Here is an 18,450-nt window from a genome sequence, read left to right as displayed (position 1 = left end):
GTCTGCCCCGGCAGGCCCGATAAGGCCCCGTCGACTGTCTGAAAAGGTCGCACCACATGAAAGGATTCTGCATGGCAAACGAGGCTCTCGCCTTCAGTGTCGGCGACTACGTTGTATACCCCAAGCATGGTGTAGGCCGTGTGATCGAGCTTCAGAACGAAGAGATCGCCGGAATGCAGCTGGAACTTTATGTTCTGCGCTTTGAGAAAGAGCGCATGACATTGCGCGTGCCCACCAACAAGGTTGAGTCTATCGGCATGCGCAAGCTGTCATCGGACAAGACCTTGAAAGAGGCGATGGAAACCCTGAAGGGCAAGCCAAAGGTAAAGCGCACCATGTGGTCGCGTCGCGCTCAGGAATATGAAGCGAAGATCAACTCAGGCGAAATCGTTCTGATTGCCGAAGTAACGCGCGACCTGTTCCGTCCGGATGACCAGCCCGAGCAGAGCTATTCAGAACGCCAGATTTTCGAAGCAGCCTCCAGCCGCCTTGCCCGTGAACTGGCCGCGATGGAAGAGACGGACGAACCGACGGCGCTTGAGAAGATCCTCGAAGTGCTGCGTGAGCATGCGCCGCAATATTACGAGAATGCCGAAGAGGCGTAACTCGACCAAACGCATTCTTAAATCGATCAAGGGCTGCCATCTCGGCGGCCCTTTTTCGTTGCGCAGTTGAAGTTGGCGTTGAGGTGTATTACATCAGCAACACGCAAAGTTGGGAGAACCACCGAAATGCTCAAGAAACTCGTCAAAGGCCTGGCCCCTGTGGCCGCCATCGCGTTGTCAGCTACTGTTGCCGGTTGCGGCGACATGAATATCGAAATCAATGGTGAAGAGGGTGTGCCCCTCGCAGAACTCGACATGTCCGGCGAGCCGCCCAACGAATTGGTGCTTGCTGGCCCTGATCAGGTTGTCCTCACCGAAGGTGACACGCTTGATATCAATGTAGAGGGTGACAGCGAGGCTGTGGATCTGGTGCGCTTCTCGAATAAGGATGGCACACTTGCTGTCTCGAGGGCCAACGGCAAATGGAGCGATGTCGGTACAGCAATCGTGCGGGTCACCATGCCTGCTCCCAAAACAATCGTGATCGCCGGTTCCGGCAAGGTTGAAGCATCAGCCATGGCGGACGACGCCGACATAACGATTGCCGGTTCTGGCCGGGCTGATGTCTCTGGCCTTTCTGCCAGCAAGCTCGAAGTGACCATCGCCGGTTCCGGCTCGATGTCAGCAGCTGGTACCGCCGAACGCATGGAGTTGAACATCGTTGGCTCAGGGAAAAGCGAGATGGCCGGCCTGAGCGTTGACGATGCGGAGGTTACCGTTGCCGGATCGGGTGACGCAGAGTTCGCATCGGATGGGACCGTCGAAGCCAATATCGTTGGTTCCGGCAATGTCACCGTAAACGGCAATGCGACCTGCGAAATCAGCTCGATGGGGTCTGGCACGCTCAAGTGCCAAACGGTTGAAACAGCAGAATAACCCCCGAACAGGGGCGGCTGGTCGCAGGCGCGACGGCTGAGGCTGGACATTTGCAGGCCGCGTGTGAGAAGCCAATGCTCATGCGCGGCCTTTCCTGTATTGCACTCGTGTTCTCTTCCTTCATGCTCAATGGATGTCTGGTTCGTGCAGCGGCCGACGTCGTGACGGCACCAGTCAAAGTGGTGAGCGCAGGAGTTGATGCTGCGACCACCAGCCAGTCCGAAGCTGATGCAAAGCGGGGCCGCGAGTTGCGCGAGGCCGAGGAGCAGCTGGGCAAACTCAATCGTCGCTATGAGCGCCAGATGGAGAATTGCCGCGAGGGCGATGATCGCGAGTGCTTTGCTGCGCGTGAGACCTATTCAGAAATCCAGATTCTGCTCAGAAACAATCCAGCCCTAGGCAATGCGGATACGCCGACTGAAGCGGACTGATCAGTCGGCGGGCGTAGCCGCCCGTTTGAGCCGGTCATTGATCGCTTTTCCGGCACCCTGATCAGGGATCGGTGCAACAGCGATCCGAGGTTTCTTGCTGGCGGCTGCCTGATGCAGGCAGTCGTATAGCCGTGCAGCAGCGGTTGTAAGATCGCCCGAATTCGACAGGTTGCAATCACCATCGATTGTGTCGAAGCCAATCAGAAATTCGTCATCTTCCGCGTCGGTTGCATTGAGCCTTAGGTCCTTGCCTGGGGCATAGTGGCTCGCAAGTTGGCCTGGAGACTCGATACCAGCTTCGACCGGACCGCCACTGTGGCCGTGCGCTCCGCGAATTTCGATCGGGCCTGGCCGCAACTCGTGAAGCGAACCGTCTTCGCGAACTGCTACGATAGTGGATTCCAGACCAGCTACACATCGGCCCCCGTCGATCACCGCGTCAATCCGGCCCTCCAGTGTTTCCAGCACATGCGCAGCGCTGGTGGGACTGATGTACCCGCTGCGATTGGCTGAGGGTGCGGCGAGCGGGAATGACACTGTACTGAGCAGTTGCTGCATCACCGGATGTTCAGGACATCGAACTGCCAGAGTTGGCAGACCGGCGGTTACAGCAGGTGCCAATCCCGCATCGCACCGTAAGGGCAAAACCATGGTCAGCGGCCCCGGCCAATACGCGTTTGCCAACGCCAAAGCCTGTTTGCCAAACTCCGCAAAGTCAGCTGCTTGCTCTGCATCGCGGGTATGGACGATCAGTGGATTGAAGCTTGGCCGCCCCTTCGCTTTGTAGATCTTCGCCACTGCATCAGCGCTGTCCGCGCGTGCTGCAAGCCCGTAAACTGTTTCAGTCGGAACCGCGACAAGCCCGCCACGTTCAAGAATCGCAGCTGCACGGGCAATGCCCTGAGCATCGGCATGCAGCACTTCCGTAGCGTTCTTGTTCGTTGCCATGCCTGCCCGCTATAGAGAGCGCCACCAATTGCCAAGAGATTCCCGAACCCAAGGAACCAAGAGACGTGACACCCTATTCACCGCCAACACAGGACCAGTTGTTAGCCATTCGCGTAAATGCGGGGATCGAAGAGCTGGCCGAGAGCGAACATTTCGCCGCTGCAGAAGCTGATCTGGTCGAAGCGATTGTCGAAGGTGTGGGCCAGTTTGCTGCCGGCGAATTCGCGCCGCTGAATCGCTTGGGCGATCTGGAAGGTGCGAAGCTTGAGAACGGGGTGGTGCGATTGCCCGAAGGCTTCAAGGAAGCCTATGCCGCGTATGTGGAGCAAGGCTGGAACGCCATTGCTTCGCCTGAAGAGTTCGGCGGGCAGGGCCTGCCCTTCACACTTGCCTGCAACGTGCTGGAAAACCTGGGCAGCGCAAACATGGCGTTCAACCTGCTGCCAATGCTGAGTGTGGGTGCGATCGAAGCGCTGGAGCACCACGGCTCAGACGCGCAAAAAGCGAAATATCTGCCGGATCTGGTCAGTGGCAGATGGTCAGGGACGATGAACCTGACGGAACCGCAGGCGGGCAGTGACGTCGGCGCGCTGCGCAGCACAGCCACGCCCATTGAGGAAGGCGAGCACGCGGGAAAATATCGAATTCAGGGCCAGAAGATCTACATTACCTGGGGGGAGCACGAGCTGGCAGAGAACATCGTGCACCTTGTGCTCGCGCGTCTGCCGGACGCGCCGGAAGGCTCACGCGGCATCTCGCTATTCCTCGTGCCTAAGTATCACGTGAAGGATGACGGATCGCTGGGGCCCAAGAATGACCTGCGCTGTGTCAGCCTGGAACACAAGCTGGGCATCAATGCATCGCCGACCTGCGTCATGTCATATGGCGACAATGGCGAATGTATTGGCGAACTGGTTGGTGCTGAAAATCGTGGCCTGATGGCCATGTTCACTATGATGAATAATGCGCGCATCAATGTCGGCAACCAGGGAGTGCAGATCGGCGAGCGCGCAACCCAACAGGCCATCGCTTACGCGACAGATCGCGTCCAGTCAGCTCGCGCCGGATCGCCTGACAAGAACCCTGTCGCGATCATCGAGCATCCCGATGTACGGCGCATGCTGGTGCGTATGAAAGCGCTCACCGAAGGTGCACGCGCTCTGCTTTACTACTGTGCAGGGCAGGTCGATCGCGGGACGCTGGGCGACCAGTCCGCAAAGCTTCGCGCCGAAGTCCTGGTTCCACTGGTCAAGGCATGGGGCACCGACGTCGGCATCGAAGTCGCCGGGATTGGTGTTCAGGTTCACGGCGGGATGGGCTTCATCGAGGAAACCGGCGCGGCCCAACACTGGCGCGATGCCAAGATTGCGCCAATCTACGAAGGTACGAACGGCATTCAGGCCGCCGATCTGGTTACGCGCAAGCTGGGGCTTGAAGCAGGTGGCGTCGTGCAGTCGCTGATCGCGGATATCGTGAGGGATTCAAGCGACGAGCCGCAATTGCAGGCTCTCGCACAGGACTGCGTGGCTATCGCGCAATGGATGACATCTGAAGCAAGCCTGGATGACCGGCTGGCTGGCAGCGTGCCTTTCTGCACCATGTTTGCGGTTGCTGTAGCTGGATGGCAGCTCAAGAGACAGGCAGACGCAGTGGCGCAGGGTACAGCGCCGGCCCTTGAACGGACCAAGCCGGTCACCGCGCGTTTCTTCCTTGAACGGATCGTGCCTGAAGCCAGCGGATTGAAGGTAGCGGCGACCGCGGGAGCCGACCTGCTATACGCTCTTCCGGCGGAGGCGTTCGCAAGCTAGGTAGATATGCGTGGACAACGACCAAGCCTCTGATCGCGATGCACTGCGACGTATTGCGAATGCTCTGGAGAGATTGGCTCCTCCCGCTCCGGTAACAACCAATTGGCGGACCCAGCCGGCATATGTGTGGGATGGCCGCAATGCACGAGAGCTTGACAAGATTACGGCACCCAATCTTGACAAGTTGCGCGGGATTGACCGCCAGAAGGAGAGGGTTCTTGAGAACATCGACCGGTTTGCATGGCGCAAGGCAGCGCATGATATGTTGCTGTGGGGATCGCGCGGGATGGGAAAATCCGCGCTGATCCGCTCTGCCACGCGGCGGGTACAGGATGGCGCACCGATGGCGCTGGGGCTCGTTCAAGTCGCACCAGATGCGCTAGACACCATTCCGGAATTGTTTTCGCGGCTTAGCGAAGAGAGGCGCCGGTTTCTGATCTTTATCGATGACCTGGGTTTCGCGGAGGAAGATACCGTCGGCCCGAGGCGTCTGCGCAGCTGGCTTGAAGGTGGTGTCGAAGCGAGGCCAGCAAACTGCCGATTGGCAGTCACTTCAAACCGTCGGGCTATTCTGGTCCGTCAAGCCAATGAACAAAGCACCGATTCCGGCGAAAGCCCGCTCAATCGCCGCGATGCGACCGATGATAAGCTTGCACTGGCGGACCGTTTTGGTCTGACGGTAGGTTTCCACCCGTGTAGCAAGACGGACTACATCGAGATCGTACGAGCATATGCCGACCCGCTGGAGCTTACATTCAGCGAGGAGGAAGCGCTCGAATGGGCCATGCAGCGTGGACAGCGCTCAGGGCGCGCCGCATGGCAGTTTGTAGTCGAGATCGCCGGGCGCGCCGGAAAGCGGATTTAACGCACACTATTGCGCGGGTACTTCACGCGCAAAATCGTCTTCAGCGAATGTTGCCCGCGCTTCTCCTGTCAATTGGTTGCGCGGAGGCAATCGCTCTGAATTCAGCCGGGCGATGCCCGGACCGGGTTCTGCGCCTGAAGCGTGAACCCTCCAGATAATTCCCGCGGTATCGTCGGTCATCAACAAAGAGCCATCACCCGCCCATTCAACCCAGGTCGGGCGGCCTTTGGTCGTGCCATCGTCGTTCAGGAAGCCGCTGAGGACAGGCACCGGCTTTCCTTGGGGGTTGCCACGCTCATCAAAGTCCACATAAATCAGGTCATAGCCTGATGGAGGCTTGCGGTTCCATGAGCCGTGGCGGGCGATAAATGCGCCACTGGCAAATTCAGTCCCCATCAAATGGCCATCTTGCGTAAATACCATTCCCAGCGCCGCTACATGCGGCCCGAGGGCATAGACAGGCTCGCGCGCATATTCAGCCAGATAGGCCGGCCGCGGTGCATCGACGCGTTCATCGATATTGTTGCGCCAATATACCCATGGCCAGCCATACTGCGCACCGACCGGGACATTGGTCAGGTAATCAGGAACCAGATCACTGCCCAGCATGTCGCGCTCGTTCACAGTGGTCCAAAGTTCGCCGGACCACGGGCTGAACGCCAAACCATTCGGGTTGCGCAGGCCGGCAGCAAATTGACGCTGACGATTTGTCTCCAGATTATATTCCCAGATCATCGCGCGACCGGCTTCAACTTCCATGCCTTGCTCACCGATGTTCGAGACTGATCCGACAGCGACATAGATCCGCGTGCCGTCAGGGCTTAGTTCAAGATTGCGCATCCAGTGGCCACCGCCCGGCGGAAGATCCATCAGCTTGGTTGCTTCGCCAGAGACACTTTCAGCGCCAAGTTCATAATCATAGGCGAGCAGAGCGTTGTGGTTCGCAACATAGAGTTTGCCCTCGTGCCATCCCATACCGGATGGCGAATTCAAACCATTGCTTTCATTGGCAATTGTGAGTCGCGTTTCCGCCACTCCATCGGAATCCTCATCACGCAGAAGTACGATTTCATTGGCGGAGTCTCCCACTGCTCCGGCGCGGGTCATCAGCCATTCCGCAATCCAGGCGGTAATGCCGCCGCCCTCTTCGCTTTTGGGGGACCGGGTTAGGGTAACAAGAATGTCACCATTGGGGAGTGCTTGCAGCACACGCGGGTGATCGAGCCCTTGCGCAAAACGTCCCACCGCCAGACCCTCGGCAGCCTGCGGCGCATCGCCATCTTCCCAGCCTACGGGTTTGGCGATCTGGACTGTCGGGAAGCTTTCCGCATTGGGTTCCTCCAGCGTGGGCTCTGTACCCGCGACTTCATCGACCGATAGATCGGCGGTGTCTCCGCGAGAGAACCACCACAAGGCAGCTGCCAGCAACACCAGGATAACAAGCAGCGTGATCAGGGTTTTCTTGAGAATGCTCATGAAAGAGAGGCATAAGCGAGCCGCTCGCCGGCGGCAATGGGTTTGGCATTTGAGGGTTGTTATTCGCGAAGACCGCCTTAGTTCACCAGCGATGTATGATTTTCGACCCGATGCCGATCTGGAACCCGCCGAGCGTTATCGGCAGTTGCGCGATGCTGCCGATGCCCTAACCGAAGGCGAGAGCGATTCCGTCGCCAATATGGCCAACGTTGCCGCGCTAATCTGGGAATTTGTGCCAGAGTTGAATTGGGCTGGTTTCTACCGGGTGGTTCCTAAAGGGAACGAAGCCGAGGAACTCGTCCTCGGCCCGTTTGTAGGCCGACCTGCCTGTATCCGCATCCCGATGGGTGCCGGGGTGTGCGGCACAGCGGCACAGTCGGGTAAGACGCAATTGGTGGAAGATGTTCACGCGTTTCCGGGGCATATCGCTTGCGATGCAGCCAGCCGATCCGAAGTGGTTGTTCCTGTGAAACGCGACGGGCGAGTCATCGCGGTTATTGACCTTGATTCTCCTGAACCAGCGAGGTTCACCGCTGACGATGCGACCGGTCTAGAAGACTTGGCCGGCATTATGGCCAACAGAATCTAGTTTCACACGACAAATCAGAGATTTAGGGACACGAGAGTTGCGCGGCGCAACTTCTCGCCCCGCTTCAACTGCCCTTGAAGTCGCGCGGCGCAACTAGCTCTGCTCTAGATATCGCCACCAGTCAGCCGCTGACAAATCAGATCAAGCTGGTCGAGCGTGCGGTATTTGATCGTAACAGCGCCCTTGCGTGGATCTGCCTCGGTCTTGATCCGCACTGTCAGCCCCAGAAATTCTTCCAGATGGGCCTGAACCGCCGCAATATCCGCATCCTTCGCCGGGTCACGCGTGCTGCGCCTGGGTGATTTGCGGGCTTTTGGAGCTGCATCACCGCGCGCGAGATCCTCGACCTCACGCACAGACAGTTTTTCGCGCACGGCCTGCCTGGCGATTTTTACCGCATCATCATTCCCGATCAGCGCGCGCGCATGACCCATCGACAGCTCGCCGCCTTCGACCAGGGCAAGAACACCCTCCGGCAATGCGAGCAATCTTTGCAGGTTAGCAACGTGACTGCGCGATTTTTCAACCATTTGCGCGATTTCGGCCTGTGTAAGACCTTCATCCTCGCTCAACCGGTGGTAGGCTCGCGCCTCTTCGACCGGATTCAGGTCTTCGCGCTGGATATTCTCGATCAAAGCCAACGCCATGACTTCACGTTCATCGAGCTCGCGCACCAGAGCGGGAATTTCGTGCAGGCGCGCCTTCTGTGCGGCACGCCAGCGCCGTTCGCCCGCCACAAGCTGATACCGCCCCTGCCCCTTGGCCGTGACGATAATTGGCTGGATCACGCCACGCGACGCGATCGAGGCAGCCAGTTCGTCAAGGGCGCCTTCATCAAAGCGCTGGCGGGGCTGCCCGGGCAATGGTTCGATTGAGGCAATCGGTAGTGAGCTTAGTCCTGATTTGGAGTAAACATCTGAATTTTCGAATGATTCTCCAGACTCATTCGTCTCTGGCTGCGCAAGTGGCTCCTCGCGATTAGTTTCACCCAGCAAGGCCCCCAGGCCGCGCCCCAGCTTCTTCTTTCGATCGGCGGGGCTGCGTGCCGGTACGGAGAATCGAATTGGGTCAGTTGAGTCGCTCACGCGGCTTTCCTCTCTTCGGGCAGGCGGCCAATCAACTCTCGCGCCAAAGCGATATAGGCGCGGCTTCCCGCACAGGAATGATCATAGACCAGCGCTGGCAGGCCGTGGCTGGGCGCCTCGGACAATCGAACATTGCGAGGAATGACGGTCTCAAACACAAGATTGCCCAAACATTCACGCACATCCTCTGCAACCTGATCGGTAAGGCGGTTGCGTCGATCAAACATGGTCAACGTCACGCCTACGATGCCAAGCCTGGGGTTGAAGCGTTGCTGCACCTGCTCGACCGTCTGCAAAAGTTGGCTAAGCCCTTCTAATGCAAAGAATTCGCATTGCAGAGGGACCAGCAATGTATTGGCCGCAGATAGTGCATTAAGCGTCAGCAAACCCAGTGACGGCGGGCAATCGACAAAACAAATGTCATGACCGCGGTGTTGAGCCAGTGCTTGTGACAGACGCGCAGTACGCTCTTCCATAGAGACAAGTTCCACCTCTGCCCCGCTAAGATCGACAGTTGCCGGTACAATGTCGAGGCCTGGAATGCTGGTCGGCACCATAGCCTCTGCCAGAGGAATGCCATCAACCAGGACATCATAACTTGACGCCGTACGGGCTTCGCTGCCGATACCCAGGCCGGTCGAGGCGTTTCCCTGCGGATCGAGGTCAATCAACAGCGTGCGCCAGCCGATAGCTGCCATGGCAGTGGCAATGTTGATCGCGGTCGTGGTTTTGCCCACACCGCCTTTTTGATTGGCAATCGCGATCGTTATCATGGGCCCTACCCGCCTTTCTGTGCAGCTATGTGCTTACGATGATCCCCGCCTCATCATCGGTCAAGGACTGTTCCACGTGAAACATCTTGCGAATCTTGCGCCGCATCGCTTGTAATTCTTGCGCCGCGGAACGTCCTTTGGGCAACAGGTAGGTGGTTGCCTTTGTGGAAAAGGGTGCGGACAAACGGAGGAGTTTTTCGAGCGGGGCGAAGGCGCGTGCCGAAATGATACGGGCTTTGAAGGGTGTAACAAGCTCAAGTCGCTGCCCCTCCACCCGGCATTTAGGCAAACTCAATTCCTCCGTCATACGCTCAAGCCATTCGACCCGTCGCGCACGCGATTCCACCAGAACAACCTCTCGCTCCGGTTGAAGCGCCGCGATTACCAGACCGGGGAATCCAGCTCCGGTCCCAAGGTCGAGCCAGGAGCCGGATGTTTCACGTGGAACAAACCGCAACAGCTGCGCGCTATCCGCTATGTGGCGCACCCACATTTGGGTTTCGGATGGCTTGGAAATAAGGTTCTGTCGTTGATTTTCTTCGATTAGCGCCGCGATCAGCGCTTCAAGACGCTCCACACCATCCATATTGGTTAGGCCGGCCACGTAATCACGGGCACCAGCTTCGCTGATCAGGATCCTGTGGCTCACGCGGCCTGCTGCCTTCGGCGTGCGTGGACAAGCAAAGCAGAGAGTGCAGCTGGCGTGATGCCAGGAACCCGGCCCGCAGCAGCCAGGCTTGCCGGTCGCGCCGCCTGAAGGCGCTCCACCATCTCGTTGGAAAGTCCCGGGACATCACCGAAAGGGAAGTTCGCGCCAAGCTCCAAAGCTTCGCTCGCGCGCAGATCCCGCAGCTCCGCGTCCTGACGCGCCAGATAGGGCGCGTAGGCGGCATCCTCCGCCATTTCAGAAACCAGAGCGTCCCTGGGGTCCAGATCCGCGTCTAGCCAAGGGGCCAGATCGTCAAGGCCCACACCATCGTGCCTCAGCCACTCGGCCACGGGCTTCATGCCGCCGTCACGCCGGATATTAAGCCCCGCGTCGTTCAGGTCTTTCGCGCTCAGCTCCACCTCAAACAGCGGTGCGAGTTCAGCGCGGCGTGTTTCACGTGAAACATACCATTCCGCCCGTTCGTTGTCGACACTACCCGCCTTCATGCCCAGCGGGGTCAGGCGAGTCGTTGCATTGTTCGCCCTAAGCCGCAGGCGGTATTCGGCACGCGCGGTGAGCATACGATAGGGCTCACTTACACCCTGTAGCGTCAGATCGTCGACCATCACCGCGATATAACTGTTCGCACGATCGAGCTTTGGTGGCTCCTTGTCTAACACAGCTGAAGCCGCATTAAGGCCCGCAACAAGCCCTTGCGCTGCAGCCTCTTCATACCCGGTCGTACCATTGATCTGGCCTGCACAATAAAGTCCGGGAATGACGCGCAACTGCAGATCCGCTGTCAATGCACGCGGGTCGATGTGATCATATTCAACCGCGTAGCCGGGCACTTCCATCACAACGCGCTCAAGCCCAGGCATGGCGCGGAGCATCGTGAGTTGAACGTCAACCGGTAATGATGTGCTGATCCCGTTGGGATAGACAAGGTGCGTCCTTAAGCCCTCCGGCTCAAGAAAAACCTGGTGCCCATCACGATCCCCGAAACGATGGATCTTGTCCTCAATCGAGGGGCAGTATCGCGGCCCCGCCGCCCCGATTGCACCGGTAAACATCGGAGAACGATGAAGATTTTCCCGGATTGCCTCATGCGCAGCCTCGGTCGTGCGAGTAATTGCACAAAAGACCTGCGGATTGATACGTCGCTCGGTTAGTGGCGACATCGTCCAATGATCCGTATCAGAGGGCTGCTCTTCCAAACTCGCCCAATCGATAGTGCGACCATCAAGACGCGGAGGCGTGCCCGTCTTCAGCCGTGCCATGGGTAGGTTTGCACCGCGCAATTGCTCGGCGAGCTTACGGGCTGAACTCTCGCCGATCCGCCCGCCCTCAAACCGCTCTTCGCCGCGAAACAGCGTTCCACCCAGAAACGTACCGGTGCAAAGTATAACCGTGGGCGCTTCAAGCACAGTTCCGTCGCCCAGCTCCAGACCAGCAACCCGTTCGCCGCGCATCTTTAATGCCGCCGCCTCACCTTCGATCAGAGTCAGGCCTGCTTGCGCCGTCACCACCTTCTGAACGGCGGCCTTGAACAAAACCCTGTCCGCCTGAACCCGCGGACCCCATACCGCACTACCCTTTGACCGGTTGAGCATGCGGTAATGTATCGCGCCGGCATCAGCAGCCCGGCCAATAACCCCATCAAGTGCATCGACTTCGCGTACGAGGTGCCCTTTGCCCAGACCGCCAATCGCAGGGTTACAGCTCATTGCCCCGATGGCTTCGAGATCGAAGCTTACCAAGCCAGCACGCGCGCCCATGCGGGCGGCTGCGCAGGCCGCCTCGACACCGGCGTGACCACCGCCGACAACGAGGACATCAAAGTCTAGCATGCGCCGCCCGATACTCGCAGCACACCCGCGGGTCAAAGGACTTTCTTTTCCCGGCATGTTTCACGTGGAACACTGCCCCACATTCTTGGCTATTTGCCGATACAGAAGCGCCCGAACAGCGCATCGAGCATATCTTCGGTCGTTGCCCGCCCAATCAAGCGATCAAACGCAACCCTCGCCCGGCGCAAACATTCTGCAATGATCAAGGGATCGGCAGATGAGCCTGCATCGCTCAGACCCCCCATAGCCTCATTCAACAAAGCATGCTGTCGGGTGTTGAGCGCCGCCTCTCCCGGTTTTGGAAGGCTGGCCCGCGCAGATTGAACCAAGGCGCGCTTCAACTCTGAAAGTCCCTCGCCCGTTCGCGCAGAAACACGAAACTTCGGATCAGATTTAACCAAATGCGCGCTATGGTCAACCTGTGCTTCAATCTCCCAAACACCTTCCGGCCCTTCGTGTTCAGCACCCAGCCAAAGAACCAGATCGGCACTTTCCAGCTGCATTCGCGCGCGGTCGATGCCGATAGCCTCAATTTCATCGCCAACACCCTCGTGGAGACCTGCGGTATCGATGAAAGTGAACGGGATACCGGCAATTGATACCGAACGCTCAATTACATCTCGGGTTGTCCCCGCAATCGGCGACGTTATCGCCGCCTCACTTTCAATCAAAGCGTTGAAAAGAGTGGACTTTCCTGCATTCGGTGGACCCGCCAGCACCACTCGATAGCCTCCACCCAGCCGCTCCGACCTCGGGCGCGCAAGCCAATCGGCCAATTCGCCAGACAGGTCACTCAAACGCGCACCAAAGTCATCGGAAAGACCGGCGACATCATCCTCGTCCGAAAAATCAAGCGCCGCTTCAACCTCTGCAGCCAGCCGCAACAGTGCGTCTCGCCAACACTCAACTTGGCGCGAAAAGCCCCCTCCCGCCATAGCCATAGCGGCGCTGCGTTGAAGCTCTGTCTCAGCGTTCAGGAGGTCCGCAAGACCCTCAGCTTCGGCCAGATCGATCCGGCCATTGGTAAAGGCGCGGCGAGTGAACTCACCCGGCTCCGCCTTGCGAAGACCATCAATGCCTGCGAGCTCAGCCTCTACCGCTGCGATCACAGCTCGGCCGCCATGGCAATGGAGCTCGGCCAGATCCTCTCCAGTCGCTGTCTCCAGACCCGGAAACCAAAGCACCAGGGCCTCATCTAGCAAGGCGCCATCCAGACCGCGCAATTTAGCCAAGCTTGCCCTGCGAGGCTCGATCTCGCGCTGAATGAGTTGGCGCAACACAGCCCCGGCTTGAGGGCCACTGATGCGGATCACACCGATCGCGGCGGGGGGTGCCCCACTCGACAAAGCGAAGACAGTGTCATTCATAAGCGAACGGTTTCCAGTGGCTTCAGTCGCCCGACTTTCGGGTTGATGACTTTCCGAATCCACCTGTCAGCCCAGATTCGATAAAGTTGTGAAACATTTTCAAACCAGCTTGCCCCATCGGGGCCAGTTGTGTGGCAAACTCCTGCAACTGTTCGGGGCTTGAAACACCCTTCATCGCTTTGGTCATGGTGTCCACATAGACTTTGTTGGCTTCAGACACGTCGGGCAAACCCATGAAGGCCCTCGCCTCTTCCGGCGTACAGTCGATCTCAATATTGACCTTCATGACATCATCTCCGTGCTACAACGCGCTATAACCCTGTTACATTTGGGTTTGGCAATTCTACCTGCCAAGCGATAAGCCGCTTTCACGAAGAATCAAAGGAGCAGCCCCCAAATGTCCGAGATGGTTAGCATTTCCACCCTTGATGGCGACGCCAATTTCAGCGCTTACGTCGCCCGGCCTGAAGGCGCGCCCAAGGCCGCCATAATCGTTATTCAGGAAATTTTCGGTGTGAACCCTGGCATCCGCAACAAGTGCGAAAGCTGGGCCGCCGAAGGGTATCTCGCGGTGGCACCAGACCTGTTCTTCCGCATGAAGCCGGGAATTGAACTGGACCCAGATGTCGAGGCTGAATTCAATGAAGCACTTGAATATTTTGGCAAATATAATCCCGATGACGGCGTAAAGGATATCGAGACAACAATCCATTGGATCCGCCAGGAAGCCGGCGTCGCAAAGGTTGGCTGTGTCGGTTACTGCCTAGGCGGCAAGCTTGCCTATATGACCGCAGCACGAACAGACATCGATGCATCGGTCGGCTATTATGGTGTGATGATCGACCAGATGCTGGATGAGAAACACGGTATCGCGAACCCGCTCTTGCTGCACGTTCCCACCGCAGATCATTTTGTTGGTCCGGAAGCGCAAGCTGCGATGCATGCCGGATTAGACGATCATCCCCGCGTGACTCTATATGACTACGAAGGACTCGATCATGGATTCGCGACCGAAAGCGGCAATCGCCGTGATGAAGCTGGCGCGCAGCTTGCGGACGGACGAACAAGAGAATTCTTCGCGGAGCATCTGGCGTGAGCAGCCCCGCAGCCGTCGGGCTCACACGCTGGCATGAGGTAATCGAAGGTGGAAGTGACCCCGCCGCTCTTGCTTCAATAATGCGCGAAGATGCGGTGTTTCACTCCCCAGTCGTCCACACCCCGCAAAAGGGCCGCCCTATCGTTGTCGCCTATCTGTCTGCTGCGGGAAAGACCTTAGGCAATGACAGCTTCCAATACTTGCGCGAAGTGGTTGATGGAAACACCGCGGTGCTAGAGTTCCAGACCGTCATGGACGGGATTCACGTCAACGGTATCGACATGATCACCTTTGACGATGAGGGCTTGATCACCGACTTCAAGGTAATGGTTCGCCCGCTCAAAGCAGTAAACAAAGTCTGGGAAATGATGGCTGCTCAGCTGGAAAAAGGATCCTCGTCCTAACCGGAAAACATCCGTTCTCAGCCAAGTCGGTTTTCGAGGAGGCTCATTATCGAGCCCGCATCATGCCTGCGCGCAAGTATCGCTTCGAACGCAGCAATGGCCTGTGCTCCGTCACAAAAACCAAGACGCCGCATGCGCCAGCCTTCAAACTGCCGTTTCTCAATGGAGCGCCTTAAAACGATTGCCATAGAGTGATGCCGCGGATCGCGCTCGACATCTCTGATCCATGGGTCGAAATTCAGTGGTGGTCCCTCAAGCGCCTGAAAAAACCTGCCGTCAGCGAAGATCAGCCTGCCTGTGATGCCCATGGATGCAAAATTGCGTGACGCGCCCTGAACCATCGCAAAGAATTCGCCTGCATCAACCCGGTCCGAAACAAGGCTGGTATAGACGATCTGAATGAGTGGTCTTTTCTCCATGTTTGGGAAAAGACCACAAATCCATGAAATCAAACCGAATTCTCGCTTCGGTGATTTCCCTTACTGGTTCATGGTTTCGAAGAAGTCCTCGTTGGTCTTCGAATCCTTCATCTTGTCGAGCAGGAACTCCATCGCATCGACAGTGCCCATCTGCATCAGGATGCGGCGCAGCACCCACATCTTCGACAGATTGTCCTTATCAACCAACAGCTCTTCCTTGCGCGTGCCAGACTTGCCAACATCAAGCGCCGGGAAGATTCGCTTGTCCGCAACCTTGCGATCCAGCACGATCTCCGAGTTACCGGTACCCTTGAACTCCTCGAAGATCACTTCGTCCATACGGCTGCCGGTATCGATCAGCGCAGTAGCGATGATTGAGAGCGATCCGCCCTCCTCAATATTACGCGCCGCACCAAAGAAACGCTTCGGGCGCTGCAATGCGTTGGCATCGACACCACCGGTCAACACCTTGCCCGAGCTTGGCACGACTGTGTTGTAGGCACGTCCCAGACGCGTGATCGAGTCAAGCAGGATCACCACGTCGTGCTTGTGTTCTACCAGGCGTTTTGCCTTCTCAATCACCATCTCTGCGACTTGAACGTGCCGGTTCGCAGGCTCGTCAAAGGTCGAAGAGATAACCTCACCTTTCACGCTGCGTTGCATGTCGGTTACTTCTTCTGGACGTTCGTCGACCAACAGAACTAGCAGGAAAACCTCAGGGTGATTGTCAGTGATCGCTTTGGCGATATTCTGCAACAGCACGGTTTTACCTGTGCGCGGTGGCGCAACGATCAATGCGCGCTGCCCCTTGCCCTGAGGTGCGATAATGTCGATCACCCGGGCTGACTTGTCCTTCACGGTTGGATCGGCAGGATCGAGGGTCAGCTTTTGATCAGGGTAAAGCGGTGTAAGGTTATCGAAATTGGTGCGCATCCGCACCGCTTCAGGGTTCTCAAAGTTCACCTGGCTCAGGCTGGTCAGCGCAAAATAACGCTCTCCTTCTCCGGGTGCACGAATTTCACCTTCAACAGTATCGCCGGTGCGCAGACCCCATTTGCGGATCTGGTTTGGAGAAACATAGATATCATCCGGCCCGGCGAGATAGTTCGCTTCGGGCGAACGCAGGAAGCCAAAGCCATCCTGGAGCACTTCAATCGTGCCGATACCCATGATCTTTTCTTCGTATTCTTCGTCTTCGGCAAGCTCGCGAAGGATGCTGAACAGCAGATCCTGCCGACGCATTGTGCCAGCCGCTTCGACATCCAGCTCTTCTGCCATGGCAACCAGTTCGGCCGGGGTTTTTGCTTTCAAGTCTTTAAGATGCATTTTGATTGTATCCGTATTGGAAAATGTTGGCCGACAGGTCAGTACCTCGTCAAAGAGGCGAGGTTTTTGGGCTTGGAGAAAGCAGACCTTGGCTTCGCTTACATGCGATGCCTTGATGCCGGTTTGATCTATCTGAATTATATTTGCGCGCCGCTATCGTCAATCGGAATTGCGATAACGTCATCAGGCAATCAGTTCATGTCGTTCAGAAAGCCCTGACTACAACGACCAGAATTACGATGATGACAAGCAGGAGACCTGGAAGCTCGCCCAGCATGCGAAGCTGTTTCTCGCTCAACGGCCGCTCTCCCTTCGCAATCCTCTTGCTCTGGGCCACCAGATATCCGTGAAAGCCCGTCAGAAGCACGACAACGAATATCTTGGCGTGCAGCCAGCCTAAGCCCGGCGCTCCATCAAGCAGGCCCAACTGGATACTCATCAGCAAGCCCAGAACCCAAACCACGATCAGGCTGGGAGTCAGGATAATCTTGCGCAACAGCCCCATTCGCTTGACCCATAGGGCCTCTTCCTCGGATCCGGAAGCGGAGGGGTGCACATAGATCATCTGACGCGGCAGCATGAACAAGCCAGCCATCCAGAAGACCACAAAAATGATGTGGCCAGCCTTCAGCCAAAGATAGGTCACAGCGAGAATATCCTGCATCGCTGAACAATGTAGGTATGCGTCATCGCTGCGTCACCCCTTGCCCAACCGTTCATTCGCCGCGCACCGCCGCAACTAGCTGCTCGACATGTTCGATCGGCGTGAATTGACCGATACCATGCCCCAAGTTGAAGATATGCGGGCGGTCAGCAAAGGCCTCGATTATGAATTCTATCCGGTCGCTCATTGCTTTGCCGCCTGCCATCAGCATCAGAGGGTCGAGATTGCCCTGTACAGGCATACCCTGCGGTAATTCCTTGTTAGCCCATATGGGGTCCACTGTCTCATCAAGACCGATCGCATCGACACCGGTTTCTCTCGCATACTGGGCCAGCTTCGCGCCCGCACCCTTGGGGAAACCGATAACCGGTGTGTCAGGGTGCGATTGTTTGATCGCAGCGGTTATTGCCGCGTTCGGAGCAATCACCCAGCGCTCGAACTGGTCCGGCGCGAGGCTGCCTGCCCAACTGTCAAACAGCTGCACCGCTTCCGCGCCGGCATCGATTTGACCACGCAGATAGGTAATCGATGTTTCAACAATCGCATCAATGATGGACTGAAGACGCTCTGGATCAGTGTAAGCGAGTTCGCGCGTTGCATGCTGATCGCGGCTGCCTTCGCCATTCACCATGTATGTAGCAACAGTCCATGGGCTGCCGGCAAACCCCAGCATGGTTACATTCTCGCCAATCTGCTGACGACACAGACGCACTGTCTCATAGACTGGATCGAAACGTTCCGGCTTTGGTGCAAACTCGGTCAGATTGGCTTCAAGCAATGGTGGCGACAACTTGGGTCCCTCACCGGCGAGAAACTCCAGACCTTGTCCCATCGCATGCGGGACAATCAGGATATCGGAGAAAAGAATTGCGCCATCAAAGCCGAACCGTCGCAAAGGCTGTATCGTAATCTCGGCTGCGGCATCGCTGTCATAAACAAGGTCCAGAAAACCGCCCTTTTCCGCCCGCAGTTCGCGATATTCTGGCAAGTATCGCCCCGCCTGACGCATAAGCCACATAGGTGGCCTTGCCGGTTTGTGACCGCGCAGAGAATCAAGTAGCAAACCAGGCATAGGTCTAAGTCCAATCAATATAATAATATTTATATATAGGATTATGGAGTCTGTTGGCCCTGTGGATTTCGGGAACAAGTGGTTCCTGCCCGCTTTTTTCCCGCAATGCAAAGGTGCTGATGCTCAGCGACTCGCGACTCTTGTGGA

General features: G+C 57.3%; 20 protein-coding genes. 8 read left to right on the top strand and 12 right to left on the bottom strand.

The genetic code is table 11. The features are described 5' to 3' along the window. Positions 1–71: 71 nt before the first annotated feature. The 3 genes from A6F69_RS02280 (at position 72) to A6F69_RS02270 (ending at position 1,912) form a co-directional block, all read left to right on the top strand. Positions 72–605: a CarD family transcriptional regulator gene (locus A6F69_RS02280; protein WP_067596886.1), complete on the top strand. Its 534-nt coding sequence runs from the start codon at positions 72–74 to the stop codon at positions 603–605. A gap of 126 nt (positions 606–731) precedes the next feature. After that, positions 732–1,481: a head GIN domain-containing protein gene (locus tag A6F69_RS02275; protein WP_067596884.1), complete on the top strand. Its 750-nt coding sequence runs from the start codon at positions 732–734 to the stop codon at positions 1,479–1,481. 80 nt (positions 1,482–1,561) lie between these two features. After that, complete coding sequence (locus tag A6F69_RS02270) at positions 1,562–1,912, top strand: hypothetical protein (RefSeq protein ID WP_067602251.1); 351 nt, start codon at positions 1,562–1,564, stop codon at positions 1,910–1,912. Here the strand turns inward: A6F69_RS02270 and A6F69_RS02265 are convergent, their stop codons facing one another. Further along, the gene (locus A6F69_RS02265; RefSeq protein WP_067596882.1) at positions 1,913–2,860 is read right to left on the bottom strand and encodes an L-threonylcarbamoyladenylate synthase; all 948 of its coding nucleotides are present in this window, start codon (positions 2,858–2,860) and stop codon (positions 1,913–1,915) included. 65 nt (positions 2,861–2,925) lie between these two features. Here A6F69_RS02265 and A6F69_RS02260 point away from each other — a divergent pair, with 65 nt between their 5' ends. After that, positions 2,926–4,668, top strand: a complete 1,743-nt coding sequence (locus tag A6F69_RS02260) for an acyl-CoA dehydrogenase family protein (RefSeq protein WP_067596880.1) — start codon at positions 2,926–2,928, stop codon at positions 4,666–4,668. Positions 4,669–4,678: 10 nt separating this feature from the next. Further along, the gene (locus A6F69_RS02255) at positions 4,679–5,533 is read left to right on the top strand and encodes a DUF815 domain-containing protein (RefSeq protein WP_067596878.1); all 855 of its coding nucleotides are present in this window, start codon (positions 4,679–4,681) and stop codon (positions 5,531–5,533) included. 6 nt (positions 5,534–5,539) lie between these two features. On the opposite strand, the gene A6F69_RS02250 is transcribed toward A6F69_RS02255, so the two are convergent. Continuing rightward, the gene (locus A6F69_RS02250) at positions 5,540–7,009 is read right to left on the bottom strand and encodes a PQQ-dependent sugar dehydrogenase (protein ID WP_067596876.1); all 1,470 of its coding nucleotides are present in this window, start codon (positions 7,007–7,009) and stop codon (positions 5,540–5,542) included. Between the two features lie 91 nt (positions 7,010–7,100). Between A6F69_RS02250 and A6F69_RS02245 the strand changes: the two genes are divergently transcribed. Next, positions 7,101–7,598, top strand: a complete 498-nt coding sequence (locus tag A6F69_RS02245; RefSeq protein ID WP_067596874.1) for a GAF domain-containing protein — start codon at positions 7,101–7,103, stop codon at positions 7,596–7,598. A gap of 104 nt (positions 7,599–7,702) precedes the next feature. Here A6F69_RS02245 and A6F69_RS02240 read toward each other — a convergent pair whose 3' ends face one another. The 6 genes from A6F69_RS02240 to A6F69_RS02215 all read right to left on the bottom strand — a co-directional run bounded on the left by A6F69_RS02240 (position 7,703) and on the right by A6F69_RS02215 (position 13,608). Then, on the bottom strand, positions 7,703–8,683 hold the full coding sequence (locus tag A6F69_RS02240; protein WP_083984638.1) for a ParB/RepB/Spo0J family partition protein: 981 nt from the start codon (positions 8,681–8,683) through the stop codon (positions 7,703–7,705). Next, positions 8,680–9,456 (bottom strand): ParA family protein, encoded by a 777-nt coding sequence (locus tag A6F69_RS02235; protein ID WP_067596872.1) that lies wholly within the window; start codon positions 9,454–9,456, stop codon positions 8,680–8,682. Before A6F69_RS02235 ends, A6F69_RS02240 begins: the two co-directional genes overlap by 4 nt. A 25-nt stretch (positions 9,457–9,481) precedes the next feature. Further along, positions 9,482–10,093, bottom strand: coding sequence for a 16S rRNA (guanine(527)-N(7))-methyltransferase RsmG (rsmG, locus tag A6F69_RS02230; RefSeq protein WP_067602248.1), 612 nt, complete (start codon positions 10,091–10,093; stop codon positions 9,482–9,484). 8 nt (positions 10,094–10,101) lie between these two features. Continuing rightward, on the bottom strand, positions 10,102–11,955 hold the full coding sequence (mnmG, locus tag A6F69_RS02225; protein WP_067596870.1) for a tRNA uridine-5-carboxymethylaminomethyl(34) synthesis enzyme MnmG: 1,854 nt from the start codon (positions 11,953–11,955) through the stop codon (positions 10,102–10,104). Positions 11,956–12,044: 89 nt separating this feature from the next. After that, positions 12,045–13,322, bottom strand: a complete 1,278-nt coding sequence (gene mnmE, locus A6F69_RS02220; protein WP_067596868.1) for a tRNA uridine-5-carboxymethylaminomethyl(34) synthesis GTPase MnmE — start codon at positions 13,320–13,322, stop codon at positions 12,045–12,047. Between the two features lie 22 nt (positions 13,323–13,344). Continuing rightward, positions 13,345–13,608 (bottom strand): DUF6489 family protein, encoded by a 264-nt coding sequence (locus tag A6F69_RS02215; protein WP_067596866.1) that lies wholly within the window; start codon positions 13,606–13,608, stop codon positions 13,345–13,347. Positions 13,609–13,719: 111 nt separating this feature from the next. On the opposite strand from A6F69_RS02215, the gene A6F69_RS02210 reads away from it, so the two are divergent. Beyond that, positions 13,720–14,418 carry a dienelactone hydrolase family protein gene (locus tag A6F69_RS02210; protein WP_067596864.1) on the top strand — a complete coding sequence of 233 codons (699 nt, stop codon included), beginning with the start codon at positions 13,720–13,722 and terminating at the stop codon, positions 14,416–14,418. Continuing rightward, positions 14,415–14,822 carry a nuclear transport factor 2 family protein gene (locus A6F69_RS02205; RefSeq protein ID WP_067596862.1) on the top strand — a complete coding sequence of 136 codons (408 nt, stop codon included), beginning with the start codon at positions 14,415–14,417 and terminating at the stop codon, positions 14,820–14,822. The genes A6F69_RS02210 and A6F69_RS02205 overlap by 4 nt, the downstream gene beginning before the upstream one ends. 17 nt (positions 14,823–14,839) lie before the next feature. On the opposite strand, the gene A6F69_RS02200 is transcribed toward A6F69_RS02205, so the two are convergent. The 4 genes from A6F69_RS02200 to hemE all read right to left on the bottom strand — a co-directional run bounded on the left by A6F69_RS02200 (position 14,840) and on the right by hemE (position 18,303). Then, entirely contained in the window at positions 14,840–15,241 is a 402-nt protein-coding gene (locus A6F69_RS02200; RefSeq protein ID WP_067596860.1) for a BLUF domain-containing protein, read from the bottom strand. Between the two features lie 60 nt (positions 15,242–15,301). Then, entirely contained in the window at positions 15,302–16,567 is a 1,266-nt protein-coding gene (rho, locus tag A6F69_RS02195) for a transcription termination factor Rho (protein WP_067596858.1), read from the bottom strand. Positions 16,568–16,772: 205 nt separating this feature from the next. Then, positions 16,773–17,231: a CopD family protein gene (locus A6F69_RS02185; RefSeq protein ID WP_067596854.1), complete on the bottom strand. Its 459-nt coding sequence runs from the start codon at positions 17,229–17,231 to the stop codon at positions 16,773–16,775. A gap of 52 nt (positions 17,232–17,283) precedes the next feature. After that, a complete protein-coding gene (gene hemE / locus A6F69_RS02180) occupies positions 17,284–18,303 on the bottom strand; it encodes a uroporphyrinogen decarboxylase (RefSeq protein ID WP_067596852.1) in 1,020 nt (339 codons plus the stop codon). Positions 18,304–18,450 lie beyond the last annotated feature (147 nt).

Source organism: Altererythrobacter ishigakiensis, from assembly GCF_001663155.1.
Taxonomy (GTDB): Bacteria; Pseudomonadota; Alphaproteobacteria; order Sphingomonadales; family Sphingomonadaceae; genus Erythrobacter; species Erythrobacter ishigakiensis.
Note: the sequence above shows the minus strand (reverse complement) of the source record. Positions and strands in the feature narration are given on the sequence as shown.